The sequence below is a fragment of the Achromobacter sp. 1011811831 genome (assembly GCF_059760905.1).
This window is the reverse complement of the sequence record NZ_JCBANG010000029.1, coordinates 47,715-63,672: the sequence shown is the minus strand read 5'-3', so window position 1 is coordinate 63,672 and position 15,958 is coordinate 47,715. Positions and strand designations below refer to the sequence as shown.

11 protein-coding genes are annotated in these 15,958 nt (G+C 68.4%); 10 read left to right on the top strand and 1 reads right to left on the bottom strand.

What is annotated here, in order from left to right:
- The first annotated feature begins 43 nt into the window (after nucleotides 1-43).
- The 3 genes from AC6LJ9_RS13555 to AC6LJ9_RS13545 all read left to right on the top strand — a co-directional run bounded on the left by AC6LJ9_RS13555 (nucleotide 44) and on the right by AC6LJ9_RS13545 (nucleotide 4,416).
- A complete protein-coding gene (locus tag AC6LJ9_RS13555; RefSeq protein WP_498147953.1) occupies nucleotides 44-1,015 on the top strand; it encodes a thymidylate synthase in 972 nt (323 codons plus the stop codon).
- Nucleotides 1,016-1,593: 578 nt separating this feature from the next.
- Nucleotides 1,594-3,657, top strand: a complete 2,064-nt coding sequence (locus AC6LJ9_RS13550) for a putative bifunctional diguanylate cyclase/phosphodiesterase (protein ID WP_212314970.1) — start codon at nucleotides 1,594-1,596, stop codon at nucleotides 3,655-3,657.
- Nucleotides 3,658-3,930: 273 nt separating this feature from the next.
- Nucleotides 3,931-4,416 (top strand): dihydrofolate reductase, encoded by a 486-nt coding sequence (locus tag AC6LJ9_RS13545; protein WP_212314968.1) that lies wholly within the window; start codon nucleotides 3,931-3,933, stop codon nucleotides 4,414-4,416.
- Between the two features lie 25 nt (nucleotides 4,417-4,441).
- Here AC6LJ9_RS13545 and AC6LJ9_RS13540 read toward each other — a convergent pair whose 3' ends face one another.
- Nucleotides 4,442-5,860 carry an aminotransferase-like domain-containing protein gene (locus AC6LJ9_RS13540; protein WP_498147950.1) on the bottom strand — a complete coding sequence of 473 codons (1,419 nt, stop codon included), beginning with the start codon at nucleotides 5,858-5,860 and terminating at the stop codon, nucleotides 4,442-4,444.
- 156 nt (nucleotides 5,861-6,016) lie between these two features.
- Between AC6LJ9_RS13540 and aptA the strand changes: the two genes are divergently transcribed.
- The 7 genes from aptA to AC6LJ9_RS13505 all read left to right on the top strand — a co-directional run bounded on the left by aptA (nucleotide 6,017) and on the right by AC6LJ9_RS13505 (nucleotide 15,943).
- Complete coding sequence (aptA, locus tag AC6LJ9_RS13535; RefSeq protein WP_212314964.1) at nucleotides 6,017-7,342, top strand: omega-aminotransferase AptA; 1,326 nt, start codon at nucleotides 6,017-6,019, stop codon at nucleotides 7,340-7,342.
- A gap of 96 nt (nucleotides 7,343-7,438) precedes the next feature.
- The gene (locus tag AC6LJ9_RS13530) at nucleotides 7,439-8,932 is read left to right on the top strand and encodes a CoA-acylating methylmalonate-semialdehyde dehydrogenase (RefSeq protein ID WP_498147949.1); all 1,494 of its coding nucleotides are present in this window, start codon (nucleotides 7,439-7,441) and stop codon (nucleotides 8,930-8,932) included.
- Between the two features lie 254 nt (nucleotides 8,933-9,186).
- Complete coding sequence (locus tag AC6LJ9_RS13525) at nucleotides 9,187-10,695, top strand: M81 family metallopeptidase (RefSeq protein WP_498147948.1); 1,509 nt, start codon at nucleotides 9,187-9,189, stop codon at nucleotides 10,693-10,695.
- 82 nt (nucleotides 10,696-10,777) lie between these two features.
- Nucleotides 10,778-12,343: an ABC transporter substrate-binding protein gene (locus AC6LJ9_RS13520; protein ID WP_212314957.1), complete on the top strand. Its 1,566-nt coding sequence runs from the start codon at nucleotides 10,778-10,780 to the stop codon at nucleotides 12,341-12,343.
- A gap of 43 nt (nucleotides 12,344-12,386) precedes the next feature.
- The gene (locus tag AC6LJ9_RS13515) at nucleotides 12,387-13,328 is read left to right on the top strand and encodes an ABC transporter permease (protein WP_212314956.1); all 942 of its coding nucleotides are present in this window, start codon (nucleotides 12,387-12,389) and stop codon (nucleotides 13,326-13,328) included.
- Nucleotides 13,329-13,337: 9 nt separating this feature from the next.
- Nucleotides 13,338-14,246, top strand: a complete 909-nt coding sequence (locus AC6LJ9_RS13510) for an ABC transporter permease (protein WP_212314955.1) — start codon at nucleotides 13,338-13,340, stop codon at nucleotides 14,244-14,246.
- A 5-nt stretch (nucleotides 14,247-14,251) separates the two neighbouring features.
- Complete coding sequence (locus tag AC6LJ9_RS13505) at nucleotides 14,252-15,943, top strand: ABC transporter ATP-binding protein (RefSeq protein ID WP_498147947.1); 1,692 nt, start codon at nucleotides 14,252-14,254, stop codon at nucleotides 15,941-15,943.
- Nucleotides 15,944-15,958 lie beyond the last annotated feature (15 nt).

Here is a 15,958-nt window from a genome sequence, read left to right as displayed (position 1 = left end):
GTCATGCGCCGCCCTGCCCGACAGGACGGCGCCAGGGACCGCCATGAAACAATACCTGGACCTCGTTCAATCCATCCTGGACACCGGCGCGTGGCAGGAGAACCGGACCGGCATACGCACCCTGAGCATGCCAGGGGCCTCGCTGCGCTTCGACCTGCAAAAGGGCTTCCCGGCGGTCACCACCAAGAAACTGGCGTTCAAGTCCGCCATCGGCGAACTGGTGGGCTTCCTGCGCGCCACGCGCAGCGCGGCCGAGTTCCGCGAACTGGGCTGCAAGGTCTGGGACCAGAACGCCAATGAAAATGCCCAGTGGCTGGCCAACCCCTATCGCGAAGGCCCGGACGACCTGGGCCCGGTATACGGAGTCCAGTGGCGCCAGTGGCCTGCCTACAAGGTGCTCGACGCAGGTCGTCCGGCGCAGATCGGCGACGCCCTGGCGCGCGGCTACGCCAAGGTCGCGGACCTGGACGAAGGCGGCGCCCCAAAGGTGCTGCTCTACAAGGCCGTCGACCAGCTGCGCCAGTGCCTGGACACGATCCATGAGCGCCCCGGCGATCGCCGCATCCTGTTCCACGGCTGGAACTGGGCCCAGATCGAGGAAATGGCGCTGCCGCCCTGCCACCTGCTCTACCAGTTCCTGCCGAACGCCAGCACGCGCGAGATCTCGCTGTGCCTGTACATCCGCTCCAACGACGTCGGCCTGGGCACGCCCTTCAACCTGACCGAGGGCGCGGCGCTGCTGCACCTGGTCGGCCGGTTGACGGGCTACACGCCGCGCTGGTTCACGTATTTCATCGGCGACGCGCACATCTACGAGAATCACCTGCCGATGCTGCGCGAACAGCTCAGCCGCACGCCCTTCGAGGCCCCTCGCCTGGTGCTGTCCGACCGCATCCCCGACTTCGCCGTCACCGGCCGCTACGAGCCGGAATGGCTGGAAAAGGTCGAACCGGGCGACTTCCGGCTGGAAGGGTATACGCACCACGCACCGCTCACGGCGCCGATGGCTGTGTAGAAGTAGTCCCCCCCGAAGCGCTGCGCGCTTCCCCCCAGGGGGCGCCGCTGCGGACCGGCAAAGCCGGCTCCGCGCGGCCCCGGTCGTGTGAGGCCTTGCGAAATTGACGGTTGTCGCCATAGCTTGGGCTCCTGGCCGGCTATGGCCTTGGGGCCCCGGTCGGCGTCGCATGACATGAAGCTGACCGCGCCGCGCTTGGGTAAGCGCAAGCGCGGCGAAGCTGGAGCGCATCGCTGCCGCGCGAAGTGAAGATTGGTGAGCTTCTGAAAGCCCGTTTTCTGTATAACCCATCCCTTAGCCCCGGACGCGCGTCCAGCATGGCACGCGCCCCGTTGCTGCCGAACGGCCCCTGCTGCGCCGTGCCCGTCGCTCGCCGCGCGACCGGGCGACATCCGGCCTTGCCGGTCGCCCTCGTTGCCCGGCCGCAGCCCCCCGCCCAAAGTAAAGAAAGAGAGTACGTGAATCCCCAGCGTCGACAGCAAGGATTGCCCTGCGGGCTATTTGCAACTGTTGACTACGAATTGATGTGAATTGAGGCCGGCGCGGCGGCGGTATGCGCCCAGGACAGGACCCCAAAAATGCTCGTTGGAACATATAACCCTTCGCTCGTCCTCGTATCCCTAGGGGTCGCCGTCCTGGCGTCATATACAGCGTTGGGCATGGCGAACCGCGTGCGCGCGGCCAACGGCCTGCCGGCGGCGCGGTACTGGCTGTCGGGCGGCGCGTTCGCGATGGGCATCGGCATCTGGGCCATGCATTTCGTCGGCATGCTGGCCTTCAGCCTGCCCATCGACATGGGCTACGACATTCCCCTGACCCTGCTGTCCCTGGCCATCGCCATCGGCTGCTCGGCCTTCGCCCTGTGGACGGTGTGCCGCGACGAACTGCCGCGGCGCCGCCTGGCGGTCGGCGCCCTGCTCATGGGCGCGGGCATCGCCGCGATGCACTACGTGGGCATGGCCGCGATGCGCATGCAGCCCGGCATCGTCTATCACGGCGGCTGGTTCGCGCTGTCCATCCTGATCGCCGTGGCCGCGTCGGGCGCGGCGCTGTGGATCACCTACCGGCTGCGCCACGACGGGCCGCGCATGGCGTTTTCGCGGCCGCTGGCGTCGGTGGCGATGGGGCTGGCCATCGTCGGCATGCACTACACAGGCATGCAGGCCGCGGGCTTTCCGGACGATAGCGTCTGCCTGGCCTCCACCGGCGGCCTGTCGGCCGGCTGGCTGGCCATCGCCGTCACCGCCGTGACCCTGAGCGTGCTGGGCATCGCGCTGATCGTGGCGGTGCTGGACAACCGGCTGGAAGCCCGCACCTCGGCCCTGGCATCCTCGTTGGCCGAAGCCAACGAGGAACTGGTGCAGCTGGCCCTGCACGACACGCTCACCAAGCTGCCCAACCGCATCCTGCTCGAAGACCGCATGGAGCAGGCCATCGAAAGCGCCAGCCGGCGCAAGGGCTATTTCGCGGTGCTGTTCTTCGACCTGGACGGTTTCAAGGCGGTCAACGACGCCTACGGCCACCATACCGGCGACGCACTGCTCATCGACCTCGCACAACGCATCCGCCAGACCCTGCGGACGCAGGACACCGTGGCGCGGCTGGGCGGCGACGAGTTCATCGTCCTGAGCGAAGTGGGCGAGCCGACCGACGCCGCCAGCGTGGCCGACCGCCTGATCAACGCCATCGCGCGGCCCGTGACGGTCTACGGCCACGAAGTGCTGGTGACATCCAGCGTGGGCATCGCCATCTATCCCAACGACGGCGAGGACACCCACGCGTTGCTGACCAACGCCGACGCCGCCATGTACCACGCCAAGCGCCTGGGCGGCACCGGCTACAGCTTCTTCGAGCCGTCGATGAACGCCGACGCGCACGAGCAGATCGAGCTGCTGCACGACCTGCGGCTGGCGCAGGAGCGCGGCCAGTTCGTGCTGCACTACCAGCCCAAATATGAAGCGCCGGCCGGCCCGATCATCGGCGCCGAGGCGCTGTTGCGCTGGAACCATCCCACGCGCGGCCTGGTCGGCCCGGACCTGTTCATTCCCACGGCGGAAAAGACCGGCCTGATCCTGTCGATCGGCGACTGGGTCATCAATGAAGCCTGCCGCCAGATGCGCGAATGGATCGACGCGGGCCAGAGCCACTGGACCATCGCCGTCAATATCTCGGCGCTGCAGTTCGCCCACGCTGGCCTGGTCGAGACGGTGCGCGGCGCGCTCGCCCGGCACAACGTGCCGCCGTCCTGCCTGACGCTGGAAGTGACCGAATCCACGGCCATGCGCGACGCCGAGGCCAGCCTGGCGGTGCTCAAGCGCCTGTCCGGCCTGGGCGTGACCATTTCCATCGACGACTTCGGCACCGGCTATTCAAGCCTGCTGTACCTGAAGCGCCTGCCGGCCACCGAGCTGAAGATCGACCGCGGCTTCGTGAACCAGCTGGAGAACGACAACGAGGATGCGGCCATCGTGTCCGCCATCGTCGCCCTGGCGCAGCAGCTGAACCTGCGCATCGTGGCCGAAGGCGTCGAGACCACCGCACAACAGAAGTTCCTGACCGGCCTGGGCTGCGACTCGCTGCAGGGCTTCCTGCTGGGCAAGCCCATGCCTGCCACCGAGTTCCTCGAACACGCCAATATATAAGGCCCCCCCGAGGCGCCTGCGGCGCCTTCCCCCAGGGGCGCCGCGTGCGGACCGGCAAAGCCGGCTCCGCAGCGGCCCCGCTGCGGGGCGCTTGCGGTGAGCGGTGGGTGTGCCTCGTGGATGCATCTCATCGGTGTGCCTTGCGGGTATGCCTCGTTGATGTGGGTGGGCGCGGGGTACGTAGAAGGGTCGCGCGTCGGTGCGCGCGGATTTGCTACGCTTACGGCAGTGCGCGCTTGCCGCGCCGTCCTTGAACCTCGCCATAGCGTCCGCATGACTCCCAGCCTGACCCTGATCGTTGCCTATTCCGACAACCGCGCCATCGGGCGCGACAATGCCCTGCCCTGGCGGCTGCCGGGGGATCTGGCACATTTCAAGCGCAGCACGTTGGGCCATCCCATCATCATGGGGCGCAAGACCTGGGATTCGCTGGGGCGGCCGCTGCCGGGGCGCGCCAATATCGTCGTCAGCCGCAATCCGGATTTCGCGCCGGAGGGCGCCATCGTGGTGGCGTCGCTGGAAGCGGCGGCGCAGGCCTGCGGCGATGTCGCCGAGGCCTTCGTCATCGGCGGCGCGCAGATCTATGCGCAGGCCCTGCCGCTGGCGCGCCGCGTGCTGGCCACCGAGGTGCATGCCCAGGTCGAGGGCGACGCCTTCTTCCCGCTGCTGCCGGCCTTCCAATGGAAGGAAAGCGCGCGCGAGCGGCAGCCGGCCGAGAACGGCTACGAATACGACTTCGTGACCTACGAGCGCGCCTGAGCGGGCGCGCCGCGCGAGCCGGCCCTCAGGCGGCGCCGGCGTTGCGCATGAAGCGCCACAACGCCGGCGCTTCCGAGTACGCGACGTTGAAGCGCACCCAGGGCGTGTCGGCCTCGTCGGCCTCGAAGTAGGAACCCGGCGCCAGCCAGATGCCGTCCTTCAAGGCCATCTCGGCCAGGCCGTTGGCGCCGCGCCCGCGCCATTGCCCCGCCACTTTCGCCCACAGGAACAGGCCCGCCTGCGGCCGCGTGTGGATGTCGAAGCCATGCGCCTCCATCAGCCCCGCCACGGCGGCGTGCGCCTGCTCCAGCCGCTCGCGGGTGCGCGCGATGTGGGCGCGGTAGCGGCCCTCGCGGATCACCTGGTGCACGATGCGCTCCATGATCTCGGGCGACGTCAGGCCCACGGCCATCTTGGTGCGCGCGATATCGCGCACCAGGTCGCGATGCGCCACCACATAACCCACCCGCACCGACGGGCTGATCACCTTGGAATAGCCGCCCAGGTAGACCACGCGGCAGCCGCCGTCCAGCGCCGCCAGCATGGGCGTGACGCCGGGCGCCAGCTCGCGCGAGATATCGTCCTCCACCACCCAGAGCCCGTGCCGCTCGGCCGTCTGCAGGATGCGGAAGGCGTTGGCCATGCCAATGCTGGCGCCGGACGGATTCTGCAGCGCCGTGTTGATGAACAGGGCGCGCGGCCAGTGCTGGGCCGCCACGCGCTCCAGCGCCTCGCAATCCAGTCCATCGGCATTGCGCGGCACCGGCACCACGCGCAGGCCCGCCAGCCGCAGCATCTGCAGCAGGTTGGCGTAGGCCGGCTGTTCCACCACCACCGTGTCGCCGTGGCGCAGCAGGGTGCGGATCACCATGTCCAGGCCGTGCGACACGCCCTGGGTCAGGAGGACCTGTGATACCTCCACTTCCATGCCCTGCGCGCTGAGGCTGGCGGCGATGGTCTCGCGCAGCGGCGCGTAGCCATAGGGATGGCCGTAGTTGGCGATGCGCATGGCTGGCACCCGGCCCAGGTGGCGCAGGGCCACGTGCAGCCCTTCCTCGTTCAGCCATTCCCCCGGCAGCCAGCCGCAGCCGGACTTGATGGGGATGGAATGGTCCGCGAAGATGTCCGACACCAGCCAGCCGGCGTTCAAGCGGGGCGGCTCCCAGGACGGCGTCTCGCCCCGGCGCGCGGGCGCGTCCGGCGAGGCGACCCGGTAGCCCGCTCCGGGCCGGGCCGCCAGCCAGCCCAGCGACACCAGCCGGCTGTAGGCGCTGGCCACCGTGAAGGTGCTGATCTCGTACTGGCGCGCGAACTCCCGCACCGAGGGTAGGGACATACCCGGACGCAGCACCTGCTGCTCGATGGCGCGCAACACGGCGGCGACCAGCTGCTCGACCAGGGTCGGCCCCTGGCCACGCGCGCGCTGGGGCTGGAAATCGATCATCACCAAAACTGTACAGTTGTCATGGTTGGAACTATACAGTTAGGGCGCTTTGCACGGATCGTATATTTTCAATCCCGGCCGGACACACCAGAATCATCCGCAATCCCGCCGCCCGCGCCTCGCAGGCCCCGCGGTTTTCCTTTCCCAGGAGTCGCCATGAACGCCCGCGCCCAGCTTCCCGACCTGTCCCATCTGTGGATGCCCTTCACCGCCAACAAGCAGTTCAAGGCACAGCCGCGGCTGCTGGCCGGCGCCAAGGGCATGTACTACACCTCGGCCGACGGCCGCCAGATCCTGGATGGCACCGCCGGCCTGTGGTGCGTGAACGCCGGCCACTGCCGCGAGGAAATCGTGTCGGCCATCGCCAGGCAGGCGGGCGAGATGGACTACGCGCCCGGCTTCCAGCTGGGCCACCCGCTGGCCTTCGAGGCCGCCACCGCCGTCGCCGCCCTGATGCCGGCCGGCCTGGACCGCGTGTTCTTCACCAACTCGGGCTCCGAGTCGGTGGACACCGCCCTGAAGATCGCCCTGGCCTACCACCGCGCCCGCGGCGAAGGCCAGCGCACCCGCCTGATCGGCCGCGAACGCGGCTATCACGGGGTGGGCTTCGGCGGCATCTCGGTGGGCGGCATCTCGACCAACCGCAAGACCTTCTCCGGCGCCCTGCTGCCGGCGGTGGACCATCTGCCGCACACCCACAACCTGGAGAAAAACGCCTATTCCAAGGGCCAGCCGGCCTGGGGCGCGCACCTGGCCGAAGAGCTGGAACGCATCATCGCGCTGCATGACGCGTCCACCATCGCCGCCGTGGTGGTCGAGCCCATGGCCGGTTCCACCGGCGTGCTGGTGCCGCCCGTCGGCTACCTGGAAAAGCTGCGCGAGATCACCGCCAAGCACGGCATCCTGCTGATCTTCGACGAGGTCATCACCGCCTACGGCCGCCTGGGCGAAGCCACCGCCGCGCACTACTTCGGCGTCACGCCGGACCTGATCACCATGGCCAAGGGCGTGAGCAACGCCGCCGTGCCGGCCGGCGCGGTCGCCGTCAAGCGCGAGGTGCATGACGCCATCGTCAACGGCCCGCAAGGCGGCATCGAGTTCTTCCACGGCTATACCTATTCGGCGCATCCGCTGGCCGCCGCCGCCATCCTGGCGACGCTGGACATCTATCAGCGCGACGACCTGTTCGGCCGCGCCCGCAAGCTGTCCGGCGCCTTCCAGGAAGCCGCGCATTCGCTCAAGGGCGCGCCGCACGTCATCGACGTGCGCAACATCGGCCTGGTGGCCGGCATCGAACTGGCCCCGCGCGCCGGCGCGCCCGGCGCCCGCGCGTCGGAGGTGTTCCAGAAATGCTTCGACAGCGGCCTCATGGTCCGCTACACCGGCGACATCATCGCGGTCTCGCCGCCCCTGATCATCGACGAGGCCCAGATCGGCCAGATCTTCGACCAGATCGGCAAGGTCCTGAAAGAGGTCGCATAAAGCGCTTGCACGCGCTACTGTCCCGACCTGAACCGCGGGCGGCCTGAAAGGCCGCCCTCGGGCATTTTGAAGAAACCCGCTTCGAGCTTTGCATCCATGAAGAAGATCCCGCATTTCATCAACGGCCAGCACTACGAGGGCCGCAGCAGCCGCTACGCCGACGGCTTCAATCCCGCCACCGGCGAGGTCGTGTCCTCGATTCCGCTGGCCTCCAATGAAGACGTGGCGCTGGCCGTCAGCGCCGCCAAGGCCGCCTTCCCCGCCTGGGCCGAAACGCCGCCGCTCAAGCGCGCCCGCATCCTCTTCAACTTCAAGGCGCTGCTGGACAAGCACCAGGACGAGCTGGCCGAACTCATCACCCGCGAGCACGGCAAGGTCTTCTCCGACGCCAAGGGCGAGGTCACGCGCGGCATCGAAGTGGTGGAATTCGCCTGCGGCATTCCCCATCTGCTCAAGGGCCAGTACACCGACCAGATCGGCGGCGGCATCGACAACTGGAGCATGCGCCAGCCGCTGGGCGTGGTGGCCGGCATCACGCCGTTCAACTTCCCCATGATGGTGCCGTGCTGGATGTTCCCGGTGGCCATCGCCTGCGGCAACACCTTCGTGCTCAAGCCCTCGGAACGCGATCCCTCGGCCTCGCTGCGCCTGGCCGAGCTGCTGCGCGAGGCCGGCCTGCCCGAAGGCGTGTTCAACGTGGTGCATGGCGACAAGCAGGCGGTGGACGCGCTGATCGCGCATCCCGATGTCGAGGCCCTGTCCTTCGTGGGATCGACGCCGATCGCCGAGTACATCTATTCGGAAGGCACCCGCCGCGGCAAGCGCGTGCAGGCGCTTGGCGGCGCCAAGAACCACATGGTGGTCATGCCCGACGCCGACCTCGACCAGGTCACCGACGCGCTGATGGGCGCGGCCTACGGCTCGGCCGGCGAGCGCTGCATGGCCATCTCGGTGGCGGTCGCCGTCGGCGACGTGGCCGACAAGGTGATCGAGCGCCTGACGCCGCGCGTCAAGGCGCTGGTGGTCAAGGACGGCATGCAGGGCGACGCGGAAATGGGTCCGCTGGTCACCTCGCAGCACCGCAACAAGGTCGTGGGCTACATCGAGGATGGCGTCGCCTCGGGCGCCGCGCTGGTGGTCGACGGCCGCGGCCTGACGGTGCCGGGCAACGAAAAGGGCTTCTTCCTGGGCGGCACGCTGTTCGACCACGTCAAGCCCGCCATGAACATCTATCGCGAAGAGATCTTCGGGCCGGTGCTGTGCGTCGTGCGCGTGCCCGATTTCGCCTCGGCGGTGGCACTGATCAACGCGCATGAATTCGGCAACGGCGTGGCCTGCTTCACCTCCGACGGCGGCGTGGCGCGCGCCTTCGCGCGCCAGATCAAGGTCGGCATGGTCGGCATCAACGTGCCCATCCCCGTGCCCATGGCCTGGCATTCGTTCGGCGGCTGGAAGCGCTCGCTGTTCGGCGACCACCACGCCTACGGCGAGGAAGGCATCCGCTTCTACTCGCGCTACAAGAGCGTGATGCAGCGCTGGCCCGACAGCATCGGCAAGGGCGCTGAATTCACGATGCCTGTGGCGGGGTGAGGATCCCCCCCGAAGCGCTTACGCGCTTCCCCCCAGGGGGCGTCGCTACGGACCGGCAAAGCCGGCTCCGTGCGACCCCGCTTGGGGCGATCTCTTCAGGCGGTGGCGCCACTTCTTGCCAGTCATGACGTCGAGCCCGTTTGAAATATCGTGGACGGAGCAAAGACCACGCCACAAGCACTGAAACACGCGCGGGGATAAGCACAGCATAGTGTCCCGCGGCGTCCGGACATCCGTATCACAAGGGGAACTTGATGCGTATCGGGATAGGCGGCTTTCAGCATGAGACGAACACGTTCGCGCCATCGCGCGCGGCGTGGGAGGATTTCGCGGACAAGGGCGGCGGCTGGCCTCGGCTGGTCAGCGGGCCGGCCATGTTCCAGGCCGTGGCCGGCGCCAACATACCGGTGGCCGGCTTCATCGAGGCGATGGGCGCGCATGCGCTGCTGCCCGCCACCTGGGCCGCGGCCAGTCCGTCGGGGCCGGTCACGCGCGACGCCTACGAGCGCATCAGCGCGTTGATCCTGCAAGGGCTGTCGGCAGCGATGCCGCTGGACGGGGTCTACCTGGACCTGCACGGCGCGATGGTGGCCGAGCACCTGGACGACGGCGAAGGCGAGCTGCTGCGGCGCGTGCGTGAACGGGTCGGACCCGACGTGCCCGTCGTCGCCAGCCTGGACCTGCATGCCAACATGACCCGCGAGATGCTGCGCCACGCCGACGCGCTGGTCTGCTATCGCACCTATCCGCACATCGACATGGCCGAGACGGGGCAACGCGCGGCCGCGCTGCTCGCTGCCCGGCTGCACGGCGGGCCACGCGCCTGTAGCGCCCTGCGCCAGCTGCCCTTCCTGATTCCGCTGTGCTGGCAGTCCACCGACATCGAGCCCGCGCGCGGCCTGTACCAGCGCCTGGCGGACATCGAGGCGCGCACCGGCGCCAGCCTGTCGTTCGCCACGGGTTTTCCCGCCGCGGACTTTCCCGAATGCCTGCCCGCCGTCTGGGCACACGCGGCCACCCAGGCGCAAGCCGACGCGGCCGCGAGCGAAATGGAACGCGCGGTGCTGGCGGCCGAATCCGCTTTCGGCGGCACGCTGCATGACGCCGACGAGGCCGTGCAGACCGCGATGCGCATGGCGCGCGACGCGTCGCGCCCGATCGTCATCGCCGACGCGCAGGACAATCCCGGCGCGGGCGGCAGCTCCGACACCACCGGCGTGCTGCGCGCGCTGATCCGCCACGGCGCGCGCGATGCCGCCATCGGCCTGATCGTCGATCCGGCCGCGGCGCTGGCCGCGCATCATGCGGGCGCGGGCAACACGGTGCGGATTGCATTGGGTGGACATTCGGGTATTCCCGACGATGCGCCGCTGGAAGCCGAATTCCTGGTCGAGAAGACGTCCGACGGCCGCTTCGACACGCATGGCGCGTTCTATCGCGGCTTCCATATGGACCTGGGCCCCAGCGCCTGCCTGAGCCTGGGCGGCGTGCGCATCGTGGTGGCCTCGCACAAGGTGCAGATGGCCGACCAGGAGATGTTCCGCTTTGCCGGCGTGGACCCCGCGCGAGCCTCGATCCTGGTGGTGAAAAGCTCGGCGCACTTCCGCGCCGACTTCACGTCCATCGCCCATGCCATCCTGGTCTGCGCGGCGCCCGGTTCCATGCTGATGGACGCGGCAAAACAACCATGGACACGGCTGCGTCCCGGCATCAGAATGGCACCTTGCGGGCCGGCGTTTTCCAGCCGGCCAGGCAATGCCTGACCCTCTCGCGCCGCCATGCGGCGACGCGCCAACGACGTAGCGGCCGACGAACGCCGCCCACACCGATCCAAGGGGAACATTCATGCTGAAGTTTGTCCGTGCAGCCGCATTTGCCGGCGCGACCCTCCTGATGGCCCACGGCGCCTACGCCGACACGGTCATCAAGTCGGTCATGCATTCGCCGTTGCGCCTGACCGACCCGCACGCCACCACCGCGTACATCACGACGTGGCACGGCTACATGATCTACGACACGCTGCTGGCCACCGACGCCGACAACAAGATCCAGCCGCAGATGCTCGAAAAGTGGGATGTCTCGCCCGACGGCAAGACCTACACCATGACCCTGCGCGACGGCCAGAAGTGGCATGACGGCAAGCCCGTGACGGCCGACGACTGCGTCGCCTCGATCAAGCGCTGGGCCAGCGGCGACATCATGGGCCGCACGCTGCTGAAGTTCACCGACAAGATCGAGATCGTCGACGACAAGACCTTCCGCGTCGTCATGAAGGAACCCACCGACCTGGTGCTGCGCGCGCTGTCCAAGCCCACCGGCACCGCGCCCTTCATGATGCCCAAGCGCATCGCGGAACAGGCCATCGGCCAGCCCATCACCGACATGACCGGCTCGGGTCCGTTCAAGATCGTCGAGTTCAAGCCGGGCGTGAAGACCGTCTACGCCAAGAACGCCGATTACGTGCCGCGCAAGGAACCCGCCAGCGGCCTGGCCGGCGGCAAGGTCGTCAACGTCGACAAGGTCGAATGGAACGTCATGCCCGACGCCCTGACCACCGCCAACGCGCTGCTCGGCGGCGAGATCGACTTCGTCGAGCAGTTCCCCTACGACCTGCTGCCCATGGTCGAAGGCAACAAGGACCTGAAGGAAGAGTCGCTCAGCCCGGTCGGCTACTTCACGATGTACCGCTTCAACTTCAAGTACCCGCCCTTCAACAACAAGAAGATCCGCCAGGCCGCCATGTACGCCGTGGGCCAGGAAGACGTGATGAAGGCGCTGGTCGGCAATCCCAAGTATTGGCGCACCTGCGCCTCGCTGTGGGGCTGCGGCACGCCGCTGGAAACCGACATCGGCAAGGATGTGGTGGTGCCGCAGAACACCGAGAAGGCCAAGGCTCTGCTGAAGGAAGCCGGCTACGACAACACGCCCGTGCTGATCATGCACGCCACCGACGTGGGCACGTTGTCGGCGCAGCCGGTGGTGATCGCGCAGGCGCTGCGCAAGGCCGGCTTCAACGTCAACCTGATGGCCATGGATTGGCAAAGCGTGGCCACGCGGCGCGCCTCCAAGGCCGCGCCGTCCGAGGGCGGCTGGAACATCCACAACACCAACTGGTACGCCACCGACGTGATGGATCCGGTGCGTTCCGCGCCGGCCGCCGCCAGCGGCGACAACGCCTGGTTCGGCTGGCCCGACATGCCGCAGGTCGAAGAGCTGCGCACCAAGTTCGCGCTGACCTCCGACCCGGCCGAGCAGAAGAAGATCGCCGACGAGCTGCAGCGCATCGGCATCGACGAAGGCCTGTACGTGCCGCTCGGCCAGATGTCCGTGCCCACCGTGTATTCGACCAAGCTCTCGGGCCTGGTGCATGCGCCGGTGTTCGCGTTCTGGAACGTGAAGAAAGCGCCTTGACGGGCAAGTAAGCAGATAGCCTAAGCAGCACAAGGGGGAAAACATGCTGGCATTCGTCTCACGCCGGCTCCTCGCGACCATCCCCGTTCTGGTGATGGTCGCGGTGGTGGTCTTTGCAATATTGCGCTCCAGCCAGGGCGACCCGGCCGTCATCATGGCCGGCGACGGCGCCACGCCCGAACGTATCGAACAGATACGCCAGATCATGGGTCTGGACCAGCCGGTGGTGAAGCAGTTCTTCATCTGGGCCGGCAAACTGGTGCAGGGCGACCTTGGCACCTCGCTGATGTCGGGCGTGCCCGTCACGCAGCTCATCGGGCAGCGGCTGGAGCCATCGCTCAGCCTGGCGGTCCTGACGCTGGTCTTCACGCTGATCGTCGCCATTCCGCTGGGCATCCTGGCGGCCTGGCGCCAGGGCAAGCTGCTGGACCGCGCCGTCATGGGCTTTTCCGTGCTCGGCTTCTCGGTGCCGGTGTTCGTCACCGGCTATCTGCTGATCTGGGCCTTCGCCATCAAGCTGGGCTGGTTCAACGTGCAGGGCTACACGCCGCTGGCCAACGGCTTCTGGCTGTTCCTGCACCGCCTGATCCTGCCCGCCCTGGCGCTGTCCACGGTCTACGTGGCGCTGATCGCGCGCATCACGCGCACCAGCGTCATCGAGGTCATGGGCGAGGACTTCATCCGCACCGCCCGCTCCAAGGGCCTGACCGAGACCGGCGTGCTGCTGGGCCACGCGCTGCGCAACGCGGCCGTGCCCATCGCCACGGTCGTGGGCGTGGGCGTGGCGCTGCTGATCAGCGGCGTGGTCGTCACCGAATCGGTGTTCAACATCCCCGGCCTGGGCCGGCTGGTGGTCGAGGCCGTGCTGGCACGCGACTATCCGGTGATCCAGGGCCTGACGCTGTTCTTCGCCTTTGTCTACGTGTTCATCAACCTCGTCGTCGATTGCGCCTACACGGTGTTCGATCCGCGCATCCGCTACTGAGGCCCCATCATGCAAACCCCCATCGACGCGGCCGACAACACCGCCGCCGCCGACCTGCCGGGCGGCGGCACGCCGCAGACCACCGCCTGGCGCCAGATCCGCCAGGGCCTGCGCAGCTGGCCCGTGATGCTGGCGCTGGCGGTGCTGGTCATCATCGTCGCCATCGCCCTGTTCGCGCCCTGGCTGGGCACGGTCGATCCCGTGCAGATCAACCCGGGATCGCGCCTGAAGCAGCCCTTCACCGAGTTCCTGTTCGGCACCGACGCCTTCGGCCGCGACGTCTGGTCGCGCGTGGCCTACGGCGCGCGCGTCTCGCTGATCGCCGGCCTGGGCGCCGCCGTGGTCAGCGTGGCGCTCGGCCTGGTGATCGGCGTCATCGCCGGCTGGTTCCGCTCGCTGGACGGCCTGATCATGCGCACCATGGACGCCATCATGGCGATTCCCGGCATCCTGCTGGCGATCGCGCTGGTGTCGGTCTCGGGCGCCAGCCTGACCACGGTGCTGGTGGCCATCACCATCCCCGAGATCCCGCGCGTGGTGCGGCTGGTACGCGGCCAGATCCTGACCGTGCGCGGCGAGCCTTATGTGGAAGCCGCGCTGGCGCTGGGCACGCCGCTGCCCAAGCTGCTGTGGCGCCACATGGTGCCCAGCACCATCGCGCCGCTGACCGTGCAGGGCACCTATGTGTTCGCCTCGGCCATGCTGACCGAGGCCATCCTCAGCTTCCTGGGCGCGGGCGTGCCGCCCGAGATCGCGTCCTGGGGCAACATCATGTCCGAGGGCCGCATGTACTTCCGCATGCTGCCGGGCCTGATCCTGTTCCCCGGACTGTTCCTGTCGCTGACCGTGCTCAGCGTGAACATCCTGGGCGACGCCTTGCGCGACGCGCTGGACCCGAAAATGGTGCGCAGGACCTGAAGCCGATGACCTACTCCCCCACTCCCCCCGCGGGCGACACCTCGTCCGCCATCCTGGCCATCCGCAACCTGTCGGTCGAAGTCGCCGGCGCCGGCAACCGCGTCGTGCGCAACCTGAGCCTGGACGTGCACGCCGGCGAGACCGTCTGCGTGGTCGGCGAATCCGGCTCGGGCAAGTCGGTCACCTCGCTGGCCGTCATGGGCCTGCTGCCGCAGGGCATCCTGAAGATCGGCGCGGGCTCGATCCGCGTCGAGGGCGAGGACGTGGCCACCGCCACGCCGCGCCGCCTGCGCGAGCTGCGCGCCACCCGCATGGCCATGGTGTTCCAGGAACCCATGACCGCGCTCAATCCGGTGCACACGGTCGGCAAGCAGGTCGACGAGGTGCTGCGGCTGCACCGCAAGATGTCCGCCGCCGAGCGCCGCGCCAAGGTGCTGGAGATGTTCCGCTCGGTCCACCTGCCCGACGTCGAACGCATCTACGACGCCTATCCGCACCAACTCTCCGGCGGCCAGCGCCAGCGCATCGTCATCGCCATGGCGCTGATCCTGGAACCGCGCCTGCTGATCGCCGACGAGCCGACCACGGCGCTGGACGTGACCACGCAGAAGCAGATCCTGGCCCTGATCAAGGAACTGCAGGTCAAGCACAAGACCGCTGTCCTGTTCATCACCCACGACTTCGGCGTGGTGGCCGAGATCTCCGACCGCATCATCGTGATGAACCGCGGCGACCTGGTCGAAAGCGGCACGCGCCACGAGATCCTGGCCGAGCCCAAGCAGTCCTACACGCGGCGGCTGGTGTCCTCGGTGCCCAGCCTGGTGCCATCGCGCCGCGAGGCGCCCGCCGGTCAGCCGGTGCTACACGTCAAGGGCCTGGGCCGCACCTACGGCGGCGGCGGCTCGCTGTTCTCGCGCAGGCCGGCGCACGGCGTGGTGGCCGCGGCCGACGTCAACCTGACGCTGCGCAAGGGCGAGATCCTGGGCATCGTGGGCGAGTCCGGCTCGGGCAAATCCACGGTCGCGCGCTGCATCGTGCGCCTGATCGAGCCCACCGCCGGCCACATGATGATGGGCGGCGAAGACCTGAGTACGCTGTCCGGCGCCGCGCTGCGACCGGTGCGCCGGCGCATCCAGATTGTGTTCCAGGACCCCTACCGCTCGCTCAACCCGCGCCGCACCGTGGGCGAGTCCATCATCGAGGGCCTGCTCAACTTCGGCGTGCCGCGCGAACAGGCGCTGCAGCGCGCCGGCGAAACGCTGTCGGTGGTGGGCCTGAGCCCGGACGCCATGCGGCGCTATCCGCACCAGTTCTCCGGCGGCCAGCGCCAGCGCATCTGCATCGCGCGCGCGCTGGTCATGGATCCCGAGATCCTGGTCGCCGACGAGGCCGTGTCGGCGCTGGACGTCTCGGTGCAGGCGCAGGTGCTGGAGCTGCTGGAGCAGGTGCGCCAGCGCACCGGCGTGGGCGTGCTCTTCATCACCCACGATCTGCGCGTGGCGGCGCAGATATGCGACACCATCATCGTCATGCAGCGCGGCAAGGTCGTCGAGACCGGCAGCGCCGAGACCGTGCTGACCGAACCGCGCCACGAGTACACGCGCGCGCTGATCGACGCCGCGCCCGGCCGCGACTGGGACTTCCGCAATTTCCGGCCGGTCGCCACCGGCCATCCGGCGCAGGCCCCGGCGGGCTGAAGCCGATCGCGCGCG

What these genes read in the sequence shown, in the direction of transcription:
- AC6LJ9_RS13555 (WP_498147953.1), top strand. Translation starts at nt 44, where the DNA reads ATGAAACAATACCTGGACCTCGTTCAATCCATCCTGGACACCGGCGCG.
- AC6LJ9_RS13530 (WP_498147949.1), top strand. Translation starts at nt 7,439, where the DNA reads ATGAAGAAGATCCCGCATTTCATCAACGGCCAGCACTACGAGGGCCGC.
- AC6LJ9_RS13550 (WP_212314970.1), top strand. Translation starts at nt 1,594, where the DNA reads ATGCTCGTTGGAACATATAACCCTTCGCTCGTCCTCGTATCCCTAGGG.
- AC6LJ9_RS13505 (WP_498147947.1), top strand. Translation starts at nt 14,252, where the DNA reads ATGACCTACTCCCCCACTCCCCCCGCGGGCGACACCTCGTCCGCCATC.
- AC6LJ9_RS13545 (WP_212314968.1), top strand. Translation starts at nt 3,931, where the DNA reads ATGACTCCCAGCCTGACCCTGATCGTTGCCTATTCCGACAACCGCGCC.
- AC6LJ9_RS13510 (WP_212314955.1), top strand. Translation starts at nt 13,338, where the DNA reads ATGCAAACCCCCATCGACGCGGCCGACAACACCGCCGCCGCCGACCTG.
- AC6LJ9_RS13520 (WP_212314957.1), top strand. Translation starts at nt 10,778, where the DNA reads ATGCTGAAGTTTGTCCGTGCAGCCGCATTTGCCGGCGCGACCCTCCTG.
- AC6LJ9_RS13540 (WP_498147950.1), bottom strand. Translation starts at nt 5,860, where the DNA reads ATGATCGATTTCCAGCCCCAGCGCGCGCGTGGCCAGGGGCCGACCCTG.
- AC6LJ9_RS13525 (WP_498147948.1), top strand. Translation starts at nt 9,187, where the DNA reads ATGCGTATCGGGATAGGCGGCTTTCAGCATGAGACGAACACGTTCGCG.
- aptA (WP_212314964.1), top strand. Translation starts at nt 6,017, where the DNA reads ATGAACGCCCGCGCCCAGCTTCCCGACCTGTCCCATCTGTGGATGCCC.
- AC6LJ9_RS13515 (WP_212314956.1), top strand. Translation starts at nt 12,387, where the DNA reads ATGCTGGCATTCGTCTCACGCCGGCTCCTCGCGACCATCCCCGTTCTG.